The organism is Streptomyces sp. NPDC093149 (genome assembly GCF_044754145.1).
In the GTDB taxonomy this organism is placed as follows: Bacteria; Actinomycetota; Actinomycetes; order Streptomycetales; family Streptomycetaceae; genus Streptomyces.
Window position 1 is genome coordinate 226,504 of sequence record NZ_JBIVON010000010.1, and the last position, 15,014, is coordinate 241,517.

General features: G+C 70.2%; 17 protein-coding genes, 1 tRNA gene and 1 pseudogene. 8 read left to right on the top strand and 11 right to left on the bottom strand.

The annotated features are described in order from the left end of the window. Window positions 1-90: 90 nt before the first annotated feature. The 3 genes from ACIQCZ_RS28320 to ACIQCZ_RS28330 form a co-directional block, all read right to left on the bottom strand. A complete protein-coding gene (locus ACIQCZ_RS28320; protein ID WP_402286045.1) occupies window positions 91-1,116 on the bottom strand; it encodes a 6-phosphofructokinase in 1,026 nt (341 codons plus the stop codon). Window positions 1,117-1,247: 131 nt separating this feature from the next. Next, window positions 1,248-1,976 (bottom strand): type 1 glutamine amidotransferase, encoded by a 729-nt coding sequence (locus ACIQCZ_RS28325; protein ID WP_402286047.1) that lies wholly within the window; start codon window positions 1,974-1,976, stop codon window positions 1,248-1,250. 34 nt (window positions 1,977-2,010) lie between these two features. After that, entirely contained in the window at window positions 2,011-3,249 is a 1,239-nt protein-coding gene (locus ACIQCZ_RS28330; RefSeq protein ID WP_351084807.1) for a MurT ligase domain-containing protein, read from the bottom strand. 114 nt (window positions 3,250-3,363) lie between these two features. Here ACIQCZ_RS28330 and def point away from each other — a divergent pair, with 114 nt between their 5' ends. After that, on the top strand, window positions 3,364-3,909 hold the full coding sequence (gene def / locus ACIQCZ_RS28335) for a peptide deformylase (RefSeq protein WP_402286049.1): 546 nt from the start codon (window positions 3,364-3,366) through the stop codon (window positions 3,907-3,909). 12 nt (window positions 3,910-3,921) lie between these two features. Here the strand turns inward: def and ACIQCZ_RS28340 are convergent, their stop codons facing one another. Beyond that, window positions 3,922-4,572, bottom strand: coding sequence for a TetR family transcriptional regulator (locus tag ACIQCZ_RS28340; protein ID WP_376221062.1), 651 nt, complete (start codon window positions 4,570-4,572; stop codon window positions 3,922-3,924). 175 nt (window positions 4,573-4,747) lie between these two features. Here ACIQCZ_RS28340 and ACIQCZ_RS28345 point away from each other — a divergent pair, with 175 nt between their 5' ends. Then, window positions 4,748-5,974 (top strand): acyl-CoA dehydrogenase family protein, encoded by a 1,227-nt coding sequence (locus tag ACIQCZ_RS28345; RefSeq protein ID WP_402286051.1) that lies wholly within the window; start codon window positions 4,748-4,750, stop codon window positions 5,972-5,974. A gap of 47 nt (window positions 5,975-6,021) precedes the next feature. On the opposite strand, the gene ACIQCZ_RS28350 is transcribed toward ACIQCZ_RS28345, so the two are convergent. From ACIQCZ_RS28350 to ACIQCZ_RS28360, 3 genes are all read right to left on the bottom strand, one after another. Continuing rightward, a complete protein-coding gene (locus tag ACIQCZ_RS28350; RefSeq protein WP_402286053.1) occupies window positions 6,022-6,510 on the bottom strand; it encodes a glutathione peroxidase in 489 nt (162 codons plus the stop codon). A 177-nt stretch (window positions 6,511-6,687) separates the two neighbouring features. Then, the gene (locus ACIQCZ_RS28355; RefSeq protein ID WP_402286055.1) at window positions 6,688-7,266 is read right to left on the bottom strand and encodes a GNAT family N-acetyltransferase; all 579 of its coding nucleotides are present in this window, start codon (window positions 7,264-7,266) and stop codon (window positions 6,688-6,690) included. Window positions 7,267-7,306: 40 nt separating this feature from the next. Next, a complete protein-coding gene (locus ACIQCZ_RS28360; RefSeq protein ID WP_402286057.1) occupies window positions 7,307-7,888 on the bottom strand; it encodes a helix-turn-helix domain-containing protein in 582 nt (193 codons plus the stop codon). A gap of 157 nt (window positions 7,889-8,045) precedes the next feature. Here ACIQCZ_RS28360 and ACIQCZ_RS28365 point away from each other — a divergent pair, with 157 nt between their 5' ends. From ACIQCZ_RS28365 to ACIQCZ_RS28375, 3 genes are all read left to right on the top strand, one after another. After that, the gene (locus ACIQCZ_RS28365; protein WP_402286058.1) at window positions 8,046-8,483 is read left to right on the top strand and encodes a hypothetical protein; all 438 of its coding nucleotides are present in this window, start codon (window positions 8,046-8,048) and stop codon (window positions 8,481-8,483) included. Between the two features lie 556 nt (window positions 8,484-9,039). After that, window positions 9,040-9,417, top strand: a complete 378-nt coding sequence (locus ACIQCZ_RS28370) for a DUF6325 family protein (protein WP_376285463.1) — start codon at window positions 9,040-9,042, stop codon at window positions 9,415-9,417. Window positions 9,418-9,504: 87 nt separating this feature from the next. Next, a complete protein-coding gene (locus ACIQCZ_RS28375) occupies window positions 9,505-9,801 on the top strand; it encodes an SHOCT domain-containing protein (RefSeq protein WP_402286060.1) in 297 nt (98 codons plus the stop codon). Window positions 9,802-9,835: 34 nt separating this feature from the next. On the opposite strand, the gene ACIQCZ_RS28380 is transcribed toward ACIQCZ_RS28375, so the two are convergent. After that, window positions 9,836-10,543, bottom strand: a complete 708-nt coding sequence (locus ACIQCZ_RS28380; protein ID WP_402286062.1) for a hypothetical protein — start codon at window positions 10,541-10,543, stop codon at window positions 9,836-9,838. Between the two features lie 69 nt (window positions 10,544-10,612). Here ACIQCZ_RS28380 and ACIQCZ_RS28385 point away from each other — a divergent pair, with 69 nt between their 5' ends. Continuing rightward, a complete protein-coding gene (locus ACIQCZ_RS28385) occupies window positions 10,613-10,852 on the top strand; it encodes a DUF6011 domain-containing protein (RefSeq protein WP_402286064.1) in 240 nt (79 codons plus the stop codon). Between the two features lie 12 nt (window positions 10,853-10,864). Here the strand turns inward: ACIQCZ_RS28385 and ACIQCZ_RS28390 are convergent. Continuing rightward, window positions 10,865-11,033: pseudogene (locus ACIQCZ_RS28390) on the bottom strand (acyl-CoA thioesterase); the annotation flags it as partial. Between the two features lie 116 nt (window positions 11,034-11,149). Here ACIQCZ_RS28390 and ACIQCZ_RS28395 point away from each other — a divergent pair. After that, a tRNA-Gln gene (locus ACIQCZ_RS28395) sits at window positions 11,150-11,223 on the top strand. 80 nt (window positions 11,224-11,303) lie between these two features. On the opposite strand, the gene ACIQCZ_RS28400 is transcribed toward ACIQCZ_RS28395, so the two are convergent. Together ACIQCZ_RS28400 and ACIQCZ_RS28405 are read right to left on the bottom strand one after the other, a co-directional pair. Continuing rightward, a complete protein-coding gene (locus ACIQCZ_RS28400) occupies window positions 11,304-11,507 on the bottom strand; it encodes a hypothetical protein (protein ID WP_402286066.1) in 204 nt (67 codons plus the stop codon). Window positions 11,508-11,557: 50 nt separating this feature from the next. After that, on the bottom strand, window positions 11,558-14,131 hold the full coding sequence (locus ACIQCZ_RS28405; protein ID WP_402286068.1) for a DEAD/DEAH box helicase: 2,574 nt from the start codon (window positions 14,129-14,131) through the stop codon (window positions 11,558-11,560). A 78-nt stretch (window positions 14,132-14,209) separates the two neighbouring features. On the opposite strand from ACIQCZ_RS28405, the gene ACIQCZ_RS28410 reads away from it, so the two are divergent. Further along, window positions 14,210-15,001 carry a metal-dependent hydrolase gene (locus tag ACIQCZ_RS28410; RefSeq protein ID WP_351084779.1) on the top strand — a complete coding sequence of 264 codons (792 nt, stop codon included), beginning with the start codon at window positions 14,210-14,212 and terminating at the stop codon, window positions 14,999-15,001. The last annotated feature ends 13 nt before the right edge of the window (window positions 15,002-15,014 follow it).

Sequence of the window (15,014 nt, forward strand, 5' to 3'; positions counted from 1 at the left end):
TCCCCGTTTCGTGCCGGTTGTCCCGACCAGACTAGAACCGCCCCCGGCCGCGGCTGCGACCGGGGGCGGTTCGTCGGACAGGGGTGTCGCTCAGAGCACGCACTCCGCCTCGTCGTACCGCTCGGCCGGGACCGTCTTCAGGGTCTCCACGGCCTCGCCCAGCGGCACCATCGCGATGTCCGTCCCGCGCAGCGCCGTCATCATGCCGAACTCGCCGCGGTGCGCGGCCTCCACCGCGTGCCAGCCGAAGCGGGTGGCGAGCACGCGGTCGTACGCGGTCGGGGTGCCGCCGCGCTGCACATGGCCGAGGATCACCGGGCGGGCCTCCTTGCCGAGGCGCTGCTCCAGCTCGGTGGAGAGCTGCGTCGCCACGCCGGCGAAGCGCTCGTGGCCGTAGATGTCCTTGGTGCCCTGCTCGAACTGCATGGAGCCCTCGCGCGGCTTGGCGCCCTCGGCGACGACGACGATCGCGAACTTCTTGCCGGCCGAGAATCGCCTGCCGACCACCTCGGTCAGTTCGTCGATGTCGAAGGGGCGCTCCGGTACGACGATGGCGTGCGCACCGGCGGCCATGCCCGAGTGCAGGGCGATCCAGCCGGTGTGGCGGCCCATCACCTCGACGATCAGCACCCGCTGGTGCGATTCGGCGGTCGTCTTCAGCCGGTCGAGTGCCTCGGTGGCGACGCCGACGGCGGTGTCGAAGCCGAAGGTCACATCGGTGGAGGCGATGTCGTTGTCGATCGTCTTCGGTACCCCGACGATCGGCAGGCCCGCCTCGGAGAGCAGATTGGCCGCCTTCAGCGTGCCCTCTCCGCCGATCGGGATGATCACGTCGAGACCGAGGTCGGCGACATGTCCCCTGGCCTGTTCGACGCCGCCCCGCAGATGGGCGGGCTGGACCCGGGAGGAGCCGAGGATCGTACCGCCGCGGGCGAGGATGCCGCCGACCGCGTCGAGGTCGAGCTTGCGGTAGTCGCAGTCGAGGAGCCCCTTCCACCCGTCGTGGAAGCCGATGACCTCGTCGCCGTGGTCGACCACCGCGCGATGGACGACGGATCGGATGACGGCGTTGAGGCCGGGGCAGTCGCCGCCGGAGGTGAGCACACCAATTCGCATTGCCCGGGAAACCTTTGCAACGTGGGCCGACGACCGGACCACGTCGTCCGGTTGGTTCCCCGCCACCCTACCGGCGCAGGGTGGCGGGACCGAACCGGCCGTCCGCCTGCTGGACGTCGCTCAGCTGAGCATCAGGCGGGCTGGGTCGCCGAGGCGATGCGCTCGGAGCGCAGTGCCTCGTACCAGCGGTCGTCCGTCGGGGGCAGTGCGTTGACATCGAGCGCCAGCTTCAGCAGCAGATCCGCGATCAGCGGGTTGCGTGCCATCACGGGCCCGTGCATGTACGTGCCGAAGACGGTGTCGTTGTACGCGCCCTCGGTGCCGTCTCCGGTGCCGTTGCCCCGGCCGAGCTGCACCCGGGCGAACGGCCGTGCCGTCGGGCCGAGATGGGTGATGCCCTGGTGGTTCTCGAAACCGGTCAGCGGCGGCAGGCCGAGGTTCGGGTCGATGTCGGCCAGTACGTCACCGACGCACCGGGCCCCTTCGCCACGGGTGGAGATCACGTCGAGCAGCCCGAGACCGGGCTCGCGCTCCCCGAGGTCGTTGATGAACTCGTGGCCGAGGATCTGGTACCCGGCGCAGACCGAGAAGATGATCGCGCCGTTGGACGCGGCCCGGCTGAGCCCGCCGTCGCGGCGCAGTCGCTCCGCGGCGAGACGCTGCGGCCGGTCCTCACCGCCGCCGATCAGATAGATGTCGCCGGACGTCGGCACCGGCTGGTCGCTGCGGACGTCGACGCGCTGCACGTCGAGACCGCGCTGCCGGGCCCGGCGCTCCACCACGAGCGCGTTGCCCTGGTCGCCGTAGGTGCTGAGCAGGTCGGGGTAGACCCAGACCAGACGCAGACCGTTGTTGCTCATGCTTCGTCCTCTCCGGAGGCGGCCGGGGCCGGGTTCAGTTGCCGACACGACGGCGCAGGTCCTGGAAGGCGGTGTAGTTGGCGATGACCTCGATACGGCCGGGCGGTGCCTGCTGAACGGCCTCGTCGAGGTTCTCGCAGACCCGGAAGTCGAGACCGGCCACTTCGAGACGGACCGCGAGGTCCAGCTTGCGGTCGCCGAGCACGAAGATCGGGTGACCGGCCAGCTGGGTGTAGTCCACGTCCCACAGCCACGACGTGTCCGTGCCGTCGGCGCCGCGGGCGTTGACGGAGAGGATCACCGGGGTGGGCGGCGGGTCGATCAGGGAGAACGTCTCCAGCCAGCCCGCCGGGTTCTTCGCCAGCAGCAGCCGCAGCTCACGGCCGAGGAATCCGACCACGTCGTAGCGGCCCGCGACGGCCTGCACCTGATACATGCGCTCCAGCGCCACCTGCGGCGGCACACCGAAGACGGCGGCCACGGCGGCGGAGCTGGTGGCGTTGGCCTTGTTGGCGCGGCCGGGCAGCTGGAGATGGATCGGCCACGCCGAGCCGTGCGGGTCCAGCACGTAGTCGCCGTGCAGCACCCAGCTGGGGGCGGGGCGACGGAATCCGCACTCGCCGCAGAACCAGTCGTCGCCGGGGCGCTGCATCACACCGCCGCAGGACGGGCAGGACCAGGCGTCGTCCTTCCACGCCTGGCCGGCCGCCACCCACACCACATTGGGGGAGGAGGACGCCGCCCACACGATCAGCGGATCGTCGGCGTTCGCGACGATCACTGCCTTCGAGCCGGACAGCCCCTCGCGCCACTTCTCCGCGAGCATCCGGGTCTCCGCGGCGCGGTCCAGCTGGTCGCGGGAGAGGTTGAGCAGCGCGATCACCTTCGGCGTCGTGTCGCGTGCGACCCCGGCGAGATACTTCTCGTCGACCTCTATGACGCCGTACTTCGCGTCCGAGCCGCCCGCCAGTGCCGAGGTGATGCCCGCCGGCATGTTCGCGCCGAGCGCGTTCGACACGACCGGGCCCGCGGCCCTCAGCGCCTCGGCGATCAGCCGCGTCGTCGTCGTCTTGCCGTTCGTCGCCGACACGAGGATCACGTCCAGGTGCTGCGCCAGCCGCCCCAGCAGGTCGGGGTCGAGCTTGAGCGCCACCCGGCCGCCGATCACCGATCCGCTGCCGCGCCCCGCGGCGCGCGACACCGCCGCCGCGGCCTTACCCGCCGTCACGGCCAGCTTGGCCCGCGGCGACAACGGCTCCGTGTTGCCTGCCATCGTCCTAGATCCTCCTTGCATCGGTCCACGCCCAGCCTATCGATGTCCGGCACGGTGACCGCACGGCGGCACCGTCGGGAACGCTGAGGTCACGTGGAACGTACGATTGCCGCCATGCGAAACCGCCCGATCCCCGGCAGTTCCGGACTGATTCGTGCCATGAGTCTGCTCGGTGATCCGGTCCTGCACGATGCCTGCGAACCCGTCACGGACTTCGGTCCCTCGCTCGCCCGCCTCGTCGAGGACATGTACGCCACCATGTACGCGGCCCAGGGGGTCGGGCTCGCGGCCAATCAGGTCGGCGTTCCGCTGCGGGTGTTCGTCTACGACTGCCCGGACGACGACGACGTCCGACATCTCGGACATCTCGTCAATCCGAAGCTGGTCGAGGCGGACGGCATCACCGTGCGCGGCCCGGAGGGCTGCCTCTCGCTGCCCGGCATCGAGGCCGGCACCCCGCGCTTCGACCGCGCCGTCGTCGAGGGCGTGAACGTGGCGGGCGAGCCGGTGCGGGTCACCGGGACCGGCTTCTTCGCCCGTTGTCTGCAGCACGAGTGCGACCACCTCGAAGGCACGGTCTACACGGACCGGCTGACCGGGCTGCGCCGGGCGAGAGCGCAGCGCGCGGTCCGCCGGGCGCCCTGGGCTCCCGGCCGCTGACCGCACGCCCGCTCAGAACCCGGGGCCCCCGGGCCGGTCGCCCGCGGCGGCCAGCCTGCCCCACAGCAGATCCGCCAGGCTGCGTACCAACTGCTCGCGCGAACAAGGGCGTTCACCCAGCCACCAGTCACCTGCGGCATGCATCATGCCGACGATGCCATGGCCCCAGATGCGGGCCATCGCCTCGCTGTCGGGACCCAGGTCCACCCGCTCGGCGATCACCAGGGCGAGCTCCTCGCCGAGCCGCCGCAGCAGCGGCGCGGAGTGCCGGCCGACATCGAAGCCCTGCTCGGTCGAGGGGGCCGAGTCGTCGGACGGGTGCATCAGGAACCGGTAGACCTGAGGTCGGGCCTCGATCGCCGCGAGATAGGTGTCGAGCGTGGACTCCACGCGTCTGCGGCGCTCGGCGGGTGCGTCGAGCGCGGCCCGCAGGGCGATCAGGAGGGCGTCGGTGTGGCGCTTGGCCAGAGCGCGGTAGAGGCCGCCCTTGTCGCCGAAGTGCCGGTAGAGAATGGGCTTGGTGATTCCGGCCTCCGCCGCGATGGCGTTCATCGAGGCCCCCGGCCCGTCCCTGAGCACCACGCGGTCGGCGGCCTCCAGCAGCTCGCGGCGGCGGCTCTCGGCCGCTGTCCGCTGCCGCTCGGCCTGTCGTGTGGTCTCCATGTCGCCCTCTCCCCGCCCCTGCCGTGCACATTGCGTCCTGCCTGCGCAACGTAACACCCTGCCCTGTGGTGTGCGGATCGGCACCCGGGCGGTTGACATGGGCTACTTGTCGGTAACAGACTGCGGTTACCGCAAGTAACGAGTGGTTCTTTCAGGGCAGTACGTGGAGGGGAACATGGCCGAGTTCACGCTCGAACTCAACGACGACCAGAAGCAGGTCCGTGACTGGCTTCACGGCTTCGCCGCGGATGTGATCCGTCCGGCGGCCTCCGAGTGGGACGAGCGTGAGGAGACACCCTGGCCCGTCATCCAGGAGGCGGCCAAGGTCGGCATCTACTCCCTCGACTTCTACGCCCAGCAGTTCTTCGACCCGACGGGCCTCGGCATCCCGATGGCGATGGAGGAGCTCTTCTGGGGCGACGCGGGCATCGCCCTGTCGATCGTCGGTACGGGCCTGGCGGCCGTGGGCGTCCTCGCCAACGGCACCGAGGAGCAGATCGGCACCTGGATCCCGCAGATGTACGGCGACGCGGACGATGTCAAGGTCGCGGCCTTCTGCTCCTCCGAGCCGGACGCGGGCTCCGACGTCGCCTCGATGCGCACCCGCGCGGTGTACGACCAGGCGAAGGACGAGTGGGTGCTGAACGGCACGAAGACCTGGGCGACCAACGGCGGCATCGCCAACGTCCATGTCGTGGTCGCCGTGGTGGACCCCGAGCTCGGCTCCAAGGGACACGCCTCGTTCATCGTGCCGCCGAACACCCCCGGTCTCTCCCAGGGGCAGAAGTTCAAGAAGCACGGCATCCGTGCCTCGCACACCGCCGAGGTGGTCCTGGAGGACGTCCGGGTTCCCGGTCACTGCCTGCTCGGCGGCAAGGAGAAGCTCGACCAGCGCCTGGCGCGGGCCCGTGAGTGCGCCGCGTCCGGTGGCGAGCGGGTGAAGAACGCGGCGATGGCCACCTTCGAGGCATCCCGCCCCGCGGTCGGCGCCATGGCGGTCGGCACCGCCCGCGCGGCGTACGAGGTCGCGCTGGACTACGCGAAGACCCGCACCCAGTTCGGCCGGCCGATCATCGACAACCAGGGCGTCGCCTTCCAGCTCGCCGACATGCGCACCCGGATCGACGCGGCCCGCCTGCTGGTCTGGCGCGCCTCCTGGATGGCGACCACCGGCAAGCCGTTCACCTCGGCCGAGGGCTCCATGTCCAAGCTGTACGCGAGCGAGACGGCGAAGAAGGTCACCGCGCAGGCCGTCCAGATCCTCGGCGGCAACGGTTTCACCCGTGAGTACCCGGTGGAGCGGATGCACCGCGACGCGGCGATCTACACGATCTTCGAGGGCACGAGCGAGATCCAGCGCCTGGTCATCGCCCGCACCCTCTCGGGCATGCCGATCCGTTAGTGCCGCGACCGGAAGGGTTCACCTTCCGGCCGCGGCACCGGCAACGGTCAGGCGGGCAGCTGGGACTCGATGGCGGCGATGAGCTCCGGGTCCTCCGGCTCCGTGCGCGGGCGCAGTCGCGCGACCGGCTCACCCGTCGGCGAGATGAGGAACTTCTCGAAGTTCCACTGGACGTCACCGGCCTCGCCGTCCTCGTCCGCGAGGCCGGTCAGCTCGGCGTACAACGGGTGGCGTCCCTCCCCGTTGACGTCGGTCTTCTCCAGCAGCGGGAAGCTGACACCGTACGTCGTCGAGCAGAACGTCCGGATCTCCTCCGGCGTCCCCGGCTCCTGCCCCGCGAACTGGTTGCACGGCACGCCGAGCACCGTGAAGCCGCGGTCCCCGTACGCGTTCTGGAGCCGTTCCAGGCCGGCGTACTGCGGGGTGAGTCCGCACTTCGACGCGACGTTCACCAACAGGACCGCCCGGCCGCGGTAGTCGGCCAGGGAGGTGGGCTCGCCGGTGAGCGTGCGCAGGGGAATGTCGTACAGCGCCATGAGGTCTCCTCGTAGTCGGACTTCCAGGGCCATTGTCCCGCCCGCGCGCACCGTCGATCCCGAGGGGCGGTCCCGAGCGCCGGTACGAGTGAGGCCACCGAACTCCTGTGCCTCGCCCAGGAGATCCAGGCCATCGCGGGCCGTGGGCATCCCTGCCGGTGAGGGGGGTGTCGTCGCCTACGAACGCGAGGGCATGGGCGCGGTCCGGCCTGCCGCGCGACCGGATGTCTCCCGGACGGATCCGACCGCCTTGCAGTAGAGGGTCGTCGGCTTCAGGACCCCCGCCGGATCGGCGGCGTAGTCCGGAATCGATCCGCACTCCGTCCAGTCCGCCGAACGGTAGAGCCGTTCGGCGGGGCTGCCGCTCTCGGTGTCCAGGACCAGCAGCGTGATCCCCGACTCCGCGGCCGACTGTTCGGCGGTGGCGAGCAGCGACCGGCCCACCCCCTGGCCGCGGGCCGACGGACGGACCATCAGCTTGGCCACCTCGGCGCGGTGGCGGGCGTTCGGCAACGGAGCCCGGACCAGGCCGATGGTTCCGGTCACCCGTTCCGCGTCCCGGGCGATCCACACCCGGAGGTGTCCGGCGTCGACCGCCCCGGCCCTCTCCCGCCACCAGGCGGCGGCCGTGTCGCGCTCCAGCGGAGCGAGGAACCCCACCGACGATCCGCCGTTCACGGTCTCCACCAGCAGGGCGGCCAACTCGTCGGCGCAGGTGACCAGTTCGGGTCCGGAGACCGGGACGATCTCGATCATGAAGTGAGTCCTCTCGCGGCGTTCACGGTTCCTGCGGTTCTCATGGCAGGACGATCACCAGTGCGTAGCGGACCTGCTCGGGTCCCGGGCAGTGGAAGTGCGAAGGGCCGGCCAGCCGGAAGCGCAGACAGTCACCGCGGCGCACGGTGTGCACGATGCCGTCGACGGTGATCTCGACCATCCCCGCCAGCACCCAGACGTGCTGCTCCACGCCGGGCACGGGTGCGTTCTCGTACGCGATGGCGGCCCCCGCGTCGAGGGTGCCCTCGATGATCTCCGCGCGCAGGCCGGTGTGCGGAGGCGAGATGGAGCGGCGTACGAAGCCCGACGCCTCGTCCCGCCACACCGGTTGCCGCGCGGCGGGAACGAGTTGCGGTGGCTCCGCCTCCACTTCCATCAGCAGCCGCGACATGGTCCGCTCGTAGACCGTGCACAACGTGCCGAGCAGAGCGGCGGTCGGGCTCAACTCGCCCCGTTCCAGACGGGACAGCGTGGAGCGGCTCACCCCGCTGTGCCGGGACAGCTCGTCCAGCGACCAGCCGCGTTCGGTGCGCAGTTCGCCCAGCCGCGCGGCGAGCCGGGCATCGACGGAGCCGGGCTCTGCCGCACCAGATTCTCTCATAATGGAGAGGATATCTCTGATTGGAGAATTCCTGGCGGGGAGTCGGCCGGACGTGGTCGTTCTGCTGACCCGGTACGGACGTGCCACGCTGGTGCGGAGACGCTCGGGCGGGCCCACTCGGGTCCGCCGGATGGCTCTGCTACCCGAGGAGGCCGATATGGCCAGTACCAGCAGCGGGCCGAGTGTGGCGCGTGACACCGTCCCGAGTTCGCACCATCCCTTCCAGTACGGCTGGACCGCTTTCGCCGGAATTCTGATGATCTTCGGCGGGGCGATGGCGATCTTCGAAGGGATCGCCGCCATCAGCAGGGACAGAGTGTTCTTCGCCACGCACAACTACATTTTCCGGTTCAGCCTCACCGGCTGGGGCTGGATCCACCTCATTCTGGGCATCGTCATCCTCCTCGCCGGCTGTGCGCTGTTCACCGGGGCCGCGTGGGCACGCGTCGTCGGCATCGTGCTGGCAGGCCTGGGCGCACTCGCCAACTTCGTGTGGCTGCCCTTCTACCCGTTGTGGTCGATCGTGCTCATCGCGATCAATGTCTTCATCCTCTGGGCGCTGTGCGCGAGTCCGCAGGAGAAGAAGGCGGTCTGAGCCGCGCCCGGCCTGCCGTCGTCGATGCCCCGCCCGCCACACCTTCGACGAGACGCTCACGTACGTCACAGGTGACTCAGCAGGACCGACGGGCAGGCCTCCCGTCCTGTCAGCACTCGTTACCGCGAAGCGCGCGCCCGCGCGCGGCTCCCGCGACGTCGCCCTTCACCCGCCCGGCGGAGCGGGACCGGCAGGATCCGAGCCAGGGGCCGCGTCGACACAGAGGAGGACGCCCCGGCGGACGGAATCCGGGCCCGCCCGGCAGGCCGTCCGGGCGCGACAACCAGCCGTGGCGGCGGGGGACAGAAGGGGTCAGGGCTCGCCCCGCTCGCCCATCGGGGCGAGCCGCTGTCCGCCCGATGGCGCACCCGGGTCCCTCGCCCACCCGCGTCCGGGACCGAGATGCGTTCCGGCCCACCCGCTGGTGCAATGGCGGAGGCCGTGGTCTGCGGCGGACCCGGGACAGTCGAGATGCTGAGGAGCTGGCGTGAGCGGCGAGAGCGACGAGACGGGACCGATCGACTACCTGGTGGTCGAGTTCCCGGCGGGCAGACGGATGACGGGAGAAGGACTGCCGATGCTGGTCGACCTCGTCGACCGGGGCATCATCCGCATCCTGGATCTGACCTTCGTCAGGAAGAACCAGGACGGCACGGTCGACGGAGTGGAGCTCTCCGAACTGACCGGGGACGGCGGCGACGCACTCACCGTGTTCCAAGGAGCGTCCTCGGGCCTGCTCGGCCAGGAGGACATCGACGAGGCGAGCGCGATCCTCGAACCGGGCAGCGCCGCCGGAATCCTCATCTACGAGAACGTGTGGGCGGGACCGTTCGCGGCCGCCCTGCGCCGCTCCGGAGGCCGAGTGGTCGCCGACGGCCGTATTCCGATCCAGGAGGTCCTGGCCTCGCTCGACGCGGCCGAGGCCAGGACCTGAGCCGTCCACGGTCCCGTCGGACCGACCGTCCCCGCGCGGCTCGGACCTGCCGACCGTTCCCGTGGAGCCAGTCAAAGGAGATCCACCATGCCAGGCCTTCTTCGCGGTGTCGCCCGTACAGCGGTGATCGCCGGAACCGCCACCTCGGTCTCCAACCGGGTCTCCCGGCGACAGGCGGGCCGCTGGGCGCAGCAGGACGCCGTGCGGGCGCAGGCCCGGCCCGCCCCCACAACGCCCCCGTCCCCCGTGCCCACGTCCCTCGCGCAGGAGGACGAGATGAGCAACAAGATCGCTCAGCTCAAGGTGCTGGGTGACCTCAAGAGCCAAGGAGTGCTGAGCGACAGCGAGTTCGAGGCCCAGAAGGCCAGAGTCCTCGCCCTCTGACCGGGCGGGCCGCAGGACCGGGGCCGCGCCCGGCTCACTTCTGCCCGTCGTCCCACGGAGTACCCAGCCAGCTGTCGAAGGTGCGGATCAGCGCCGTCAGCGCGGCTGCGAGCCGACGGTCGACCCATGGCGCGTGGACGTGGATCTCGTCGCCGTCCGACCAGAACTCCAGTGGGATCTCCTCGCCGGCCCGCCAGACGATGCGCCGCGGCCCGCGCGCCACATCGCCGCCGCCGCTCAGGACACTGCCCACGCCGATGGCCACCTGGACGGGGAACAGCAGCCACCACACGTACCACCAGAAGATCCGTCCCTTGAGGCCGACGGCCTCCGGGCAACCGGGCTGGGCGACCGTCCAGCGGGTCCGCAGCCCCTTGCCGCAGAGGGCCTTCTCACGGACCAGCGTGCCGATGAGCTCGCCCTGCGCGCCCCACACCTGATACGTGGCGACGCCGTCGGCCGCGGACGCGGTGGACAGGGTGGCCAGCCTGGTCCGGCGCTCCGGATCGGCCCACAGGACGAAGGAACGCGCACCCGTCTTGCGGGCCGCGAGGTACGCCGGTATCCCGCCGGGCGGCAGTTCGCGCTCCACATGGGCGACCACCCGGGACTCGCCACCGACCTCGTCGGCGAACCTGACGACATGACCGATGGGATCGACCGCGTCCGGAACGCCGTCCTGTTCCGCCTTCCTGTCCTTCTTCGGCCGGGGGACCGACTCCAGTGTCAGCACGCTGCTCACCCGTGAACTCCTCCGTCGTGTGCTGTTCGGAAGTCGCACAGTAGACGGGCGTCCTGCGAAGATCGATCCGTGGACTCTGCCGAACCCCTCCCCGGATCCGGGATCGATCCCCTGCCCGACGACGGCCCGGCCGACCGCACCACCCGTCGCCGGGTGGTGCGCTGCCGCATGTGCGGCCGCCCGCTCACCGGCACGGATTCACGCCGCACCGGCCTCGGCCCCGCCTGCGACGCCAAACTGCACCCGGCGTCCCCGGACATCCGCACCCGCCGCCACGAGGTCGAGCAGGACCCGCTCCCCGGCATCTGAGCCCCCGCCCGGCTACGCGCCCAGGCGGCGGAAAAGCCCCTCCTGAACCACGGAGACCAGCAGATTCCCCCCGCGGTCGTAGATCCGGCCGCGCGCCAGCCCCCGTCCGCCCGTGGCGACCGGCGACTCCTGGTCGTAGAGGAACCATTCCGCGGTGGAACTGCATCGCGTGGTCGGGCGACACGTACCGGCCGGAAGAGGACCCCGAAGCCGCGGGGCGAAATCTCTGCGCCCGGAGAAAACCCGGTGACACTCCGACCGGCGTCAGGGTTTCATAGTCCCGTTCGGACAGTGCTTTCCCTGTTGGTGCAACTGGCAGCACGCCTGGCCCTGGACCAGGAAGTCGAGGTTCGAGGCCCCGCCACGGTGACGACGCGCACCCGTGAACGGGGCTGAGCAACTTCAGGCGCCGGTACGGCGGAACGTCAGGCTGACGAACCGCTGCAGCCCTTCACCCTCCGACTGCCGGTCGATCAGCGTCCACTCCACGGGCGGCGGGTCGTCGCCCAGCGGGCCGACCGCGCGGGGCCTGCCCGGCCACCTGTCCGCCGAAGACCCGCTGCAGGGACTCCTGGGGGCTGCGCCCACGGAACTTGTTGACCTCGATCCGCTCCAGGTCGAGCAGATCGACCAGGCGCTCGGCCGGGTTCGTCATGTGGTTCGTCTCCACTCTCGCAGCGGCGCGGCCCCCACAGCGATACGCCCTCACAGCTGACCGACGGAGGTGACGCGGACCACGGCCCGGCCCTCCTCGTCGGACGCGGCCAGATCGACCTCCGCGCTGATGCCCCAGTCGTGGTCGCCGTTCGGGTCGGCGAAGGTCTGCCGGACCCGCCACAGACCGTGCGCGGCGTCCTCGTCGATCTTCAGCAGCTTCGGCCCGCGGGCATCCGGACCCGTGCCCAGATCGTCGTACTCGTCCCAGTAGGCGTCCATCGCATCGCCCCAGGCGTCCTCGTCCCAGCCCGCGTCGCCGTCCAGCTCGCCGAGTTCACCGACCTTGTCCAGCGCGGCCAGCTCCACCCGGCGGAACATCGCGTTGCGGACCAGCACCCGGAAGGCGCGGGCGTTGGCCGTGACCGGCTTGACCTCGTCGGCCCGCTCCTGCGCCTCCTCGGCGGTCTCCACCTCCGGGTTGGCGAGCTGCTCCCATTCGTCGAGCAGGCTGGAGTCCACCTGGCGGACCATCTCGCCGAGCCAGGCGATCAGGTCCTGGAGGTCCTCGGACTTGATGTCGTCCGGGATGGTGTGTTCCAGGGCCTTGTACGCGCTCGCGAGATAGCGCAGCACGATGCCCTCGGTGCGGGCCAGCTCGTAGTGGGAGGTGAACTCCGTGAACGTCATGGCGCGTTCGTACATGTCACGGATCACGGACTTCGGCGACACCGGATGGTCGCCCACCCACGGGTGGCTCCTGCGGTACACGTCGTACGCGTGCCACAGCAGCTCGCTCAGCGGCTTCGGGTACGTGACGTCCTGGAGCAGCTCCATGCGTTCTTCGTACTCGACGCCGTCGGCCTTCATCTGCCCGACCGCTTCGCCGCGTGCCTTGTTCTGCTGGGCGGCGAGGATCTGCCGCGGGTCGTCGAGCGTCGACTCGACGACGGAGACCATGTCCAGGGCGTACGAGGGGGAGTCGGGGTCCAGCAGGTCGAATGCGGCCAACGCGAAGGTGGACAACGGCTGGTTGAGCGCGAAGTCCTGCTGGAGATCGACGGTGAGCCGGACGATCCGGCCCTCCGCGTCCGGCTCGTCGAGCTGCTCCACGACACCGCCGTCCAGCAGCGAGCGGTAGATCGCGATGGCCCGGCGGATGTGACGCAGCTGGGCCCTGCGCGGTTCGTGGTTGTCCTCCAGCAGGCGCCGCATCGCCTCGAAGGCGTTGCCGGGACGCGCGATCACGGACAGCAGCATCGTGTGCGTGACGCGGAAGCGGGAGGTCAGCGGCTCCGGATCGGACTGGATCAGCTTGTCGAAGGTGGTCTCCGACCAGGCGACGAAGCCCTCGGGGGCCTTCTTGCGGACCACCTTGCGCTTCTTCTTGGGGTCGTCGCCCGCCTTCTTGACGGCCTTCTCGTTCTCGATGACGTGCTCGGGTGCCTGTGCCACGACGAAGCCCGCCGTGTCGAATCCGGCCCGGCCCGCGCGGCCCGCGATCTGGTGGAACTCCCGGGCGCGCAGCGTGCGGACGCGATTGCCGTCGTACTTGGTGAGCGCGGTGAACAGCACGGTGCGGATGGGTACGTTGACCCCGACGCCGAGGGTGTCCGTACCGCAGATCACCTTCAGCAGGCCCGCCTGGGCGAGTTTCTCCACCAGACGCCGGTACTTCGGCAGCATGCCCGCGTGGTGCACCCCGATGCCGTGGCGCACGTAGCGGGAAAGGTTCTGGCCGAACTTGGTGGTGAAGCGGAAGTTGCCGATCAGATCGGCGATCTTCTCCTTCTCCTCCTTGGTGCACATGTTGATGCTCATGAGCGACTGTGCCCGCTCGACGGCCGCGGCCTGGGTGAAGTGCACGATGTACACCGGCGACTGCCTGGTCTCCAGCAGCTCGGTGAGGGTCTCGGTGATCGGGGTCAGCCGGTACTCGTAACTGAGCGGCACCGGCCGGGTCGCGGAGCGCACCACGGAGGTGGGGCGGCCGGTGCGGCGGGTCAGGTCCTCCTCGAACATCCTGACGTCGCCGAGCGTGGCCGACATCAGGACGAACTGGGCCTGCGGGAGCTCCAGGAGCGGGATCTGCCAGGCCCAGCCGCGGTCCGGTTCGGCGTAGAAATGGAACTCGTCCATCACTACCTGGCCGATGTCGGCGTACTTTCCGTCACGCAGCGCGATGGAGGCCAGCACCTCGGCCGTGCAGCAGATCACCGGGGCATCGGCGTTGACGGAGGCGTCGCCGGTGAGCATGCCGACGTTCTCCGTACCGAACAGCTTGCACAGGTCGAAGAACTTCTCCGAGACCAGTGCCTTGATCGGCGCGGTGTAGAAGGTGACCTTGTCCTGGGCCAGCGCCGTGAAGTGCGCAGCGGCCGCGACCAGGCTCTTCCCGGAGCCGGTCGGGGTGGAAAGGATCACATTCGCGCCGGAGACCACCTCGATCAGCGCCTCCTCCTGAGCGGGATAGAGGGTGATGCCCCGTGTCTCGGTCCAGGACGAGAAAGCCTCGAAGAGGGCGTCGGGGTCGTCGGTCGGGGGCAGCTGATCGATAAGGGTCACGCCCCCATCTTGCCTGTCTTCCGTCCGGATGAGGGAACCGGACGACCGCACGAAGATCACGGACGATACGCTGCCCACTCAACTCGGCCGTGCCTGGGCGGCAATGGCGGCAGGACGACTTTGGGGGCGGGAAGAACCATGATGGGACCGGCACATTCTCTGTCAGGGGCAGCGGCCTGGCTGGGGGTGGGCGCGGCGGCGGCGGCCGCCGGTCACGCGATGCCGTGGCCCGTTCTGGTCGTCGGCGCCCTGATCACCGCCGGGGCCGCGCTCGCCCCGGACCTCGACCACAAGTCCGCCACCATCTCGCGCGCCTTCGGGCCGGTCTCCAGGGGTCTCTGCGAGATCGTCGACAAGCTTTCGCACGCGGTCTACAAGGCGACCCGGGGCTCCGGCGATCCGCGTCGCAACGGCGGTCACCGGACGCTGACCCATACCTGGCTCTGGGCGGTCCTGATCGGTGCCGGGGCCTCCGGCGCGGCGATCACCGGCGGTCGGTGGGCAGTTCTGGCGATTCTCTTCGTCCACCTGGTGCTCGCCGTCGAAGGGCTGCTGTGGCGGGCCGCCCGGATGTCCAGCGACGTCCTGGTGTGGCTGCTCGGCGCGACCAGCGCCTGGATACTGGCGGGTGTCCTGGACAAGCCGGGCAACGGCTCGGACTGGCTGTTCAGCGCCCCCGGCCAGGAGTACCTGTGGCTCGGGCTGCCGATCGTGCTCGGGGCGCTCGTCCACGACATCGGTGACGCGCTGACCGTCTCCGGCTGCCCGATCCTGTGGCCCATCCCGCTGGGCCGCAAGCGCTGGTACCCGATCGGGCCGCCGAAGGGCATGCGGTTCAGGGCCGGCAGCTGGGTGGAGCTGAAGGTACTGATGCCGGCCTTCATGGTGCTCGGGGGGCTGGGCGGAGCGGCGGCGCTGAACTTCATCTGACCGCCGTACCCGG

Excerpts from the sequence above, each read along its gene's own strand:
- def (WP_402286049.1), top strand. The coding sequence starts at position 3,364 with ATGCGAAACCGCCCGATCCCCGGCAGTTCCGGACTGATTCGTGCCATG.
- ACIQCZ_RS28375 (WP_402286060.1), top strand. The coding sequence starts at position 9,505 with ATGCCAGGCCTTCTTCGCGGTGTCGCCCGTACAGCGGTGATCGCCGGA.
- ACIQCZ_RS28350 (WP_402286053.1), bottom strand. The coding sequence starts at position 6,510 with ATGGCGCTGTACGACATTCCCCTGCGCACGCTCACCGGCGAGCCCACC.
- ACIQCZ_RS28400 (WP_402286066.1), bottom strand. The coding sequence starts at position 11,507 with ATGACGAACCCGGCCGAGCGCCTGGTCGATCTGCTCGACCTGGAGCGG.
- ACIQCZ_RS28360 (WP_402286057.1), bottom strand. The coding sequence starts at position 7,888 with ATGAGAGAATCTGGTGCGGCAGAGCCCGGCTCCGTCGATGCCCGGCTC.
- ACIQCZ_RS28365 (WP_402286058.1), top strand. The coding sequence starts at position 8,046 with ATGGCCAGTACCAGCAGCGGGCCGAGTGTGGCGCGTGACACCGTCCCG.
- ACIQCZ_RS28340 (WP_376221062.1), bottom strand. The coding sequence starts at position 4,572 with ATGGAGACCACACGACAGGCCGAGCGGCAGCGGACAGCGGCCGAGAGC.
- ACIQCZ_RS28325 (WP_402286047.1), bottom strand. The coding sequence starts at position 1,976 with ATGAGCAACAACGGTCTGCGTCTGGTCTGGGTCTACCCCGACCTGCTC.
- ACIQCZ_RS28410 (WP_351084779.1), top strand. The coding sequence starts at position 14,210 with ATGATGGGACCGGCACATTCTCTGTCAGGGGCAGCGGCCTGGCTGGGG.
- ACIQCZ_RS28370 (WP_376285463.1), top strand. The coding sequence starts at position 9,040 with ATGACGGGAGAAGGACTGCCGATGCTGGTCGACCTCGTCGACCGGGGC.
- ACIQCZ_RS28355 (WP_402286055.1), bottom strand. The coding sequence starts at position 7,266 with ATGATCGAGATCGTCCCGGTCTCCGGACCCGAACTGGTCACCTGCGCC.
- ACIQCZ_RS28320 (WP_402286045.1), bottom strand. The coding sequence starts at position 1,116 with ATGCGAATTGGTGTGCTCACCTCCGGCGGCGACTGCCCCGGCCTCAAC.
- ACIQCZ_RS28330 (WP_351084807.1), bottom strand. The coding sequence starts at position 3,249 with ATGGCAGGCAACACGGAGCCGTTGTCGCCGCGGGCCAAGCTGGCCGTG.
- ACIQCZ_RS28345 (WP_402286051.1), top strand. The coding sequence starts at position 4,748 with ATGGCCGAGTTCACGCTCGAACTCAACGACGACCAGAAGCAGGTCCGT.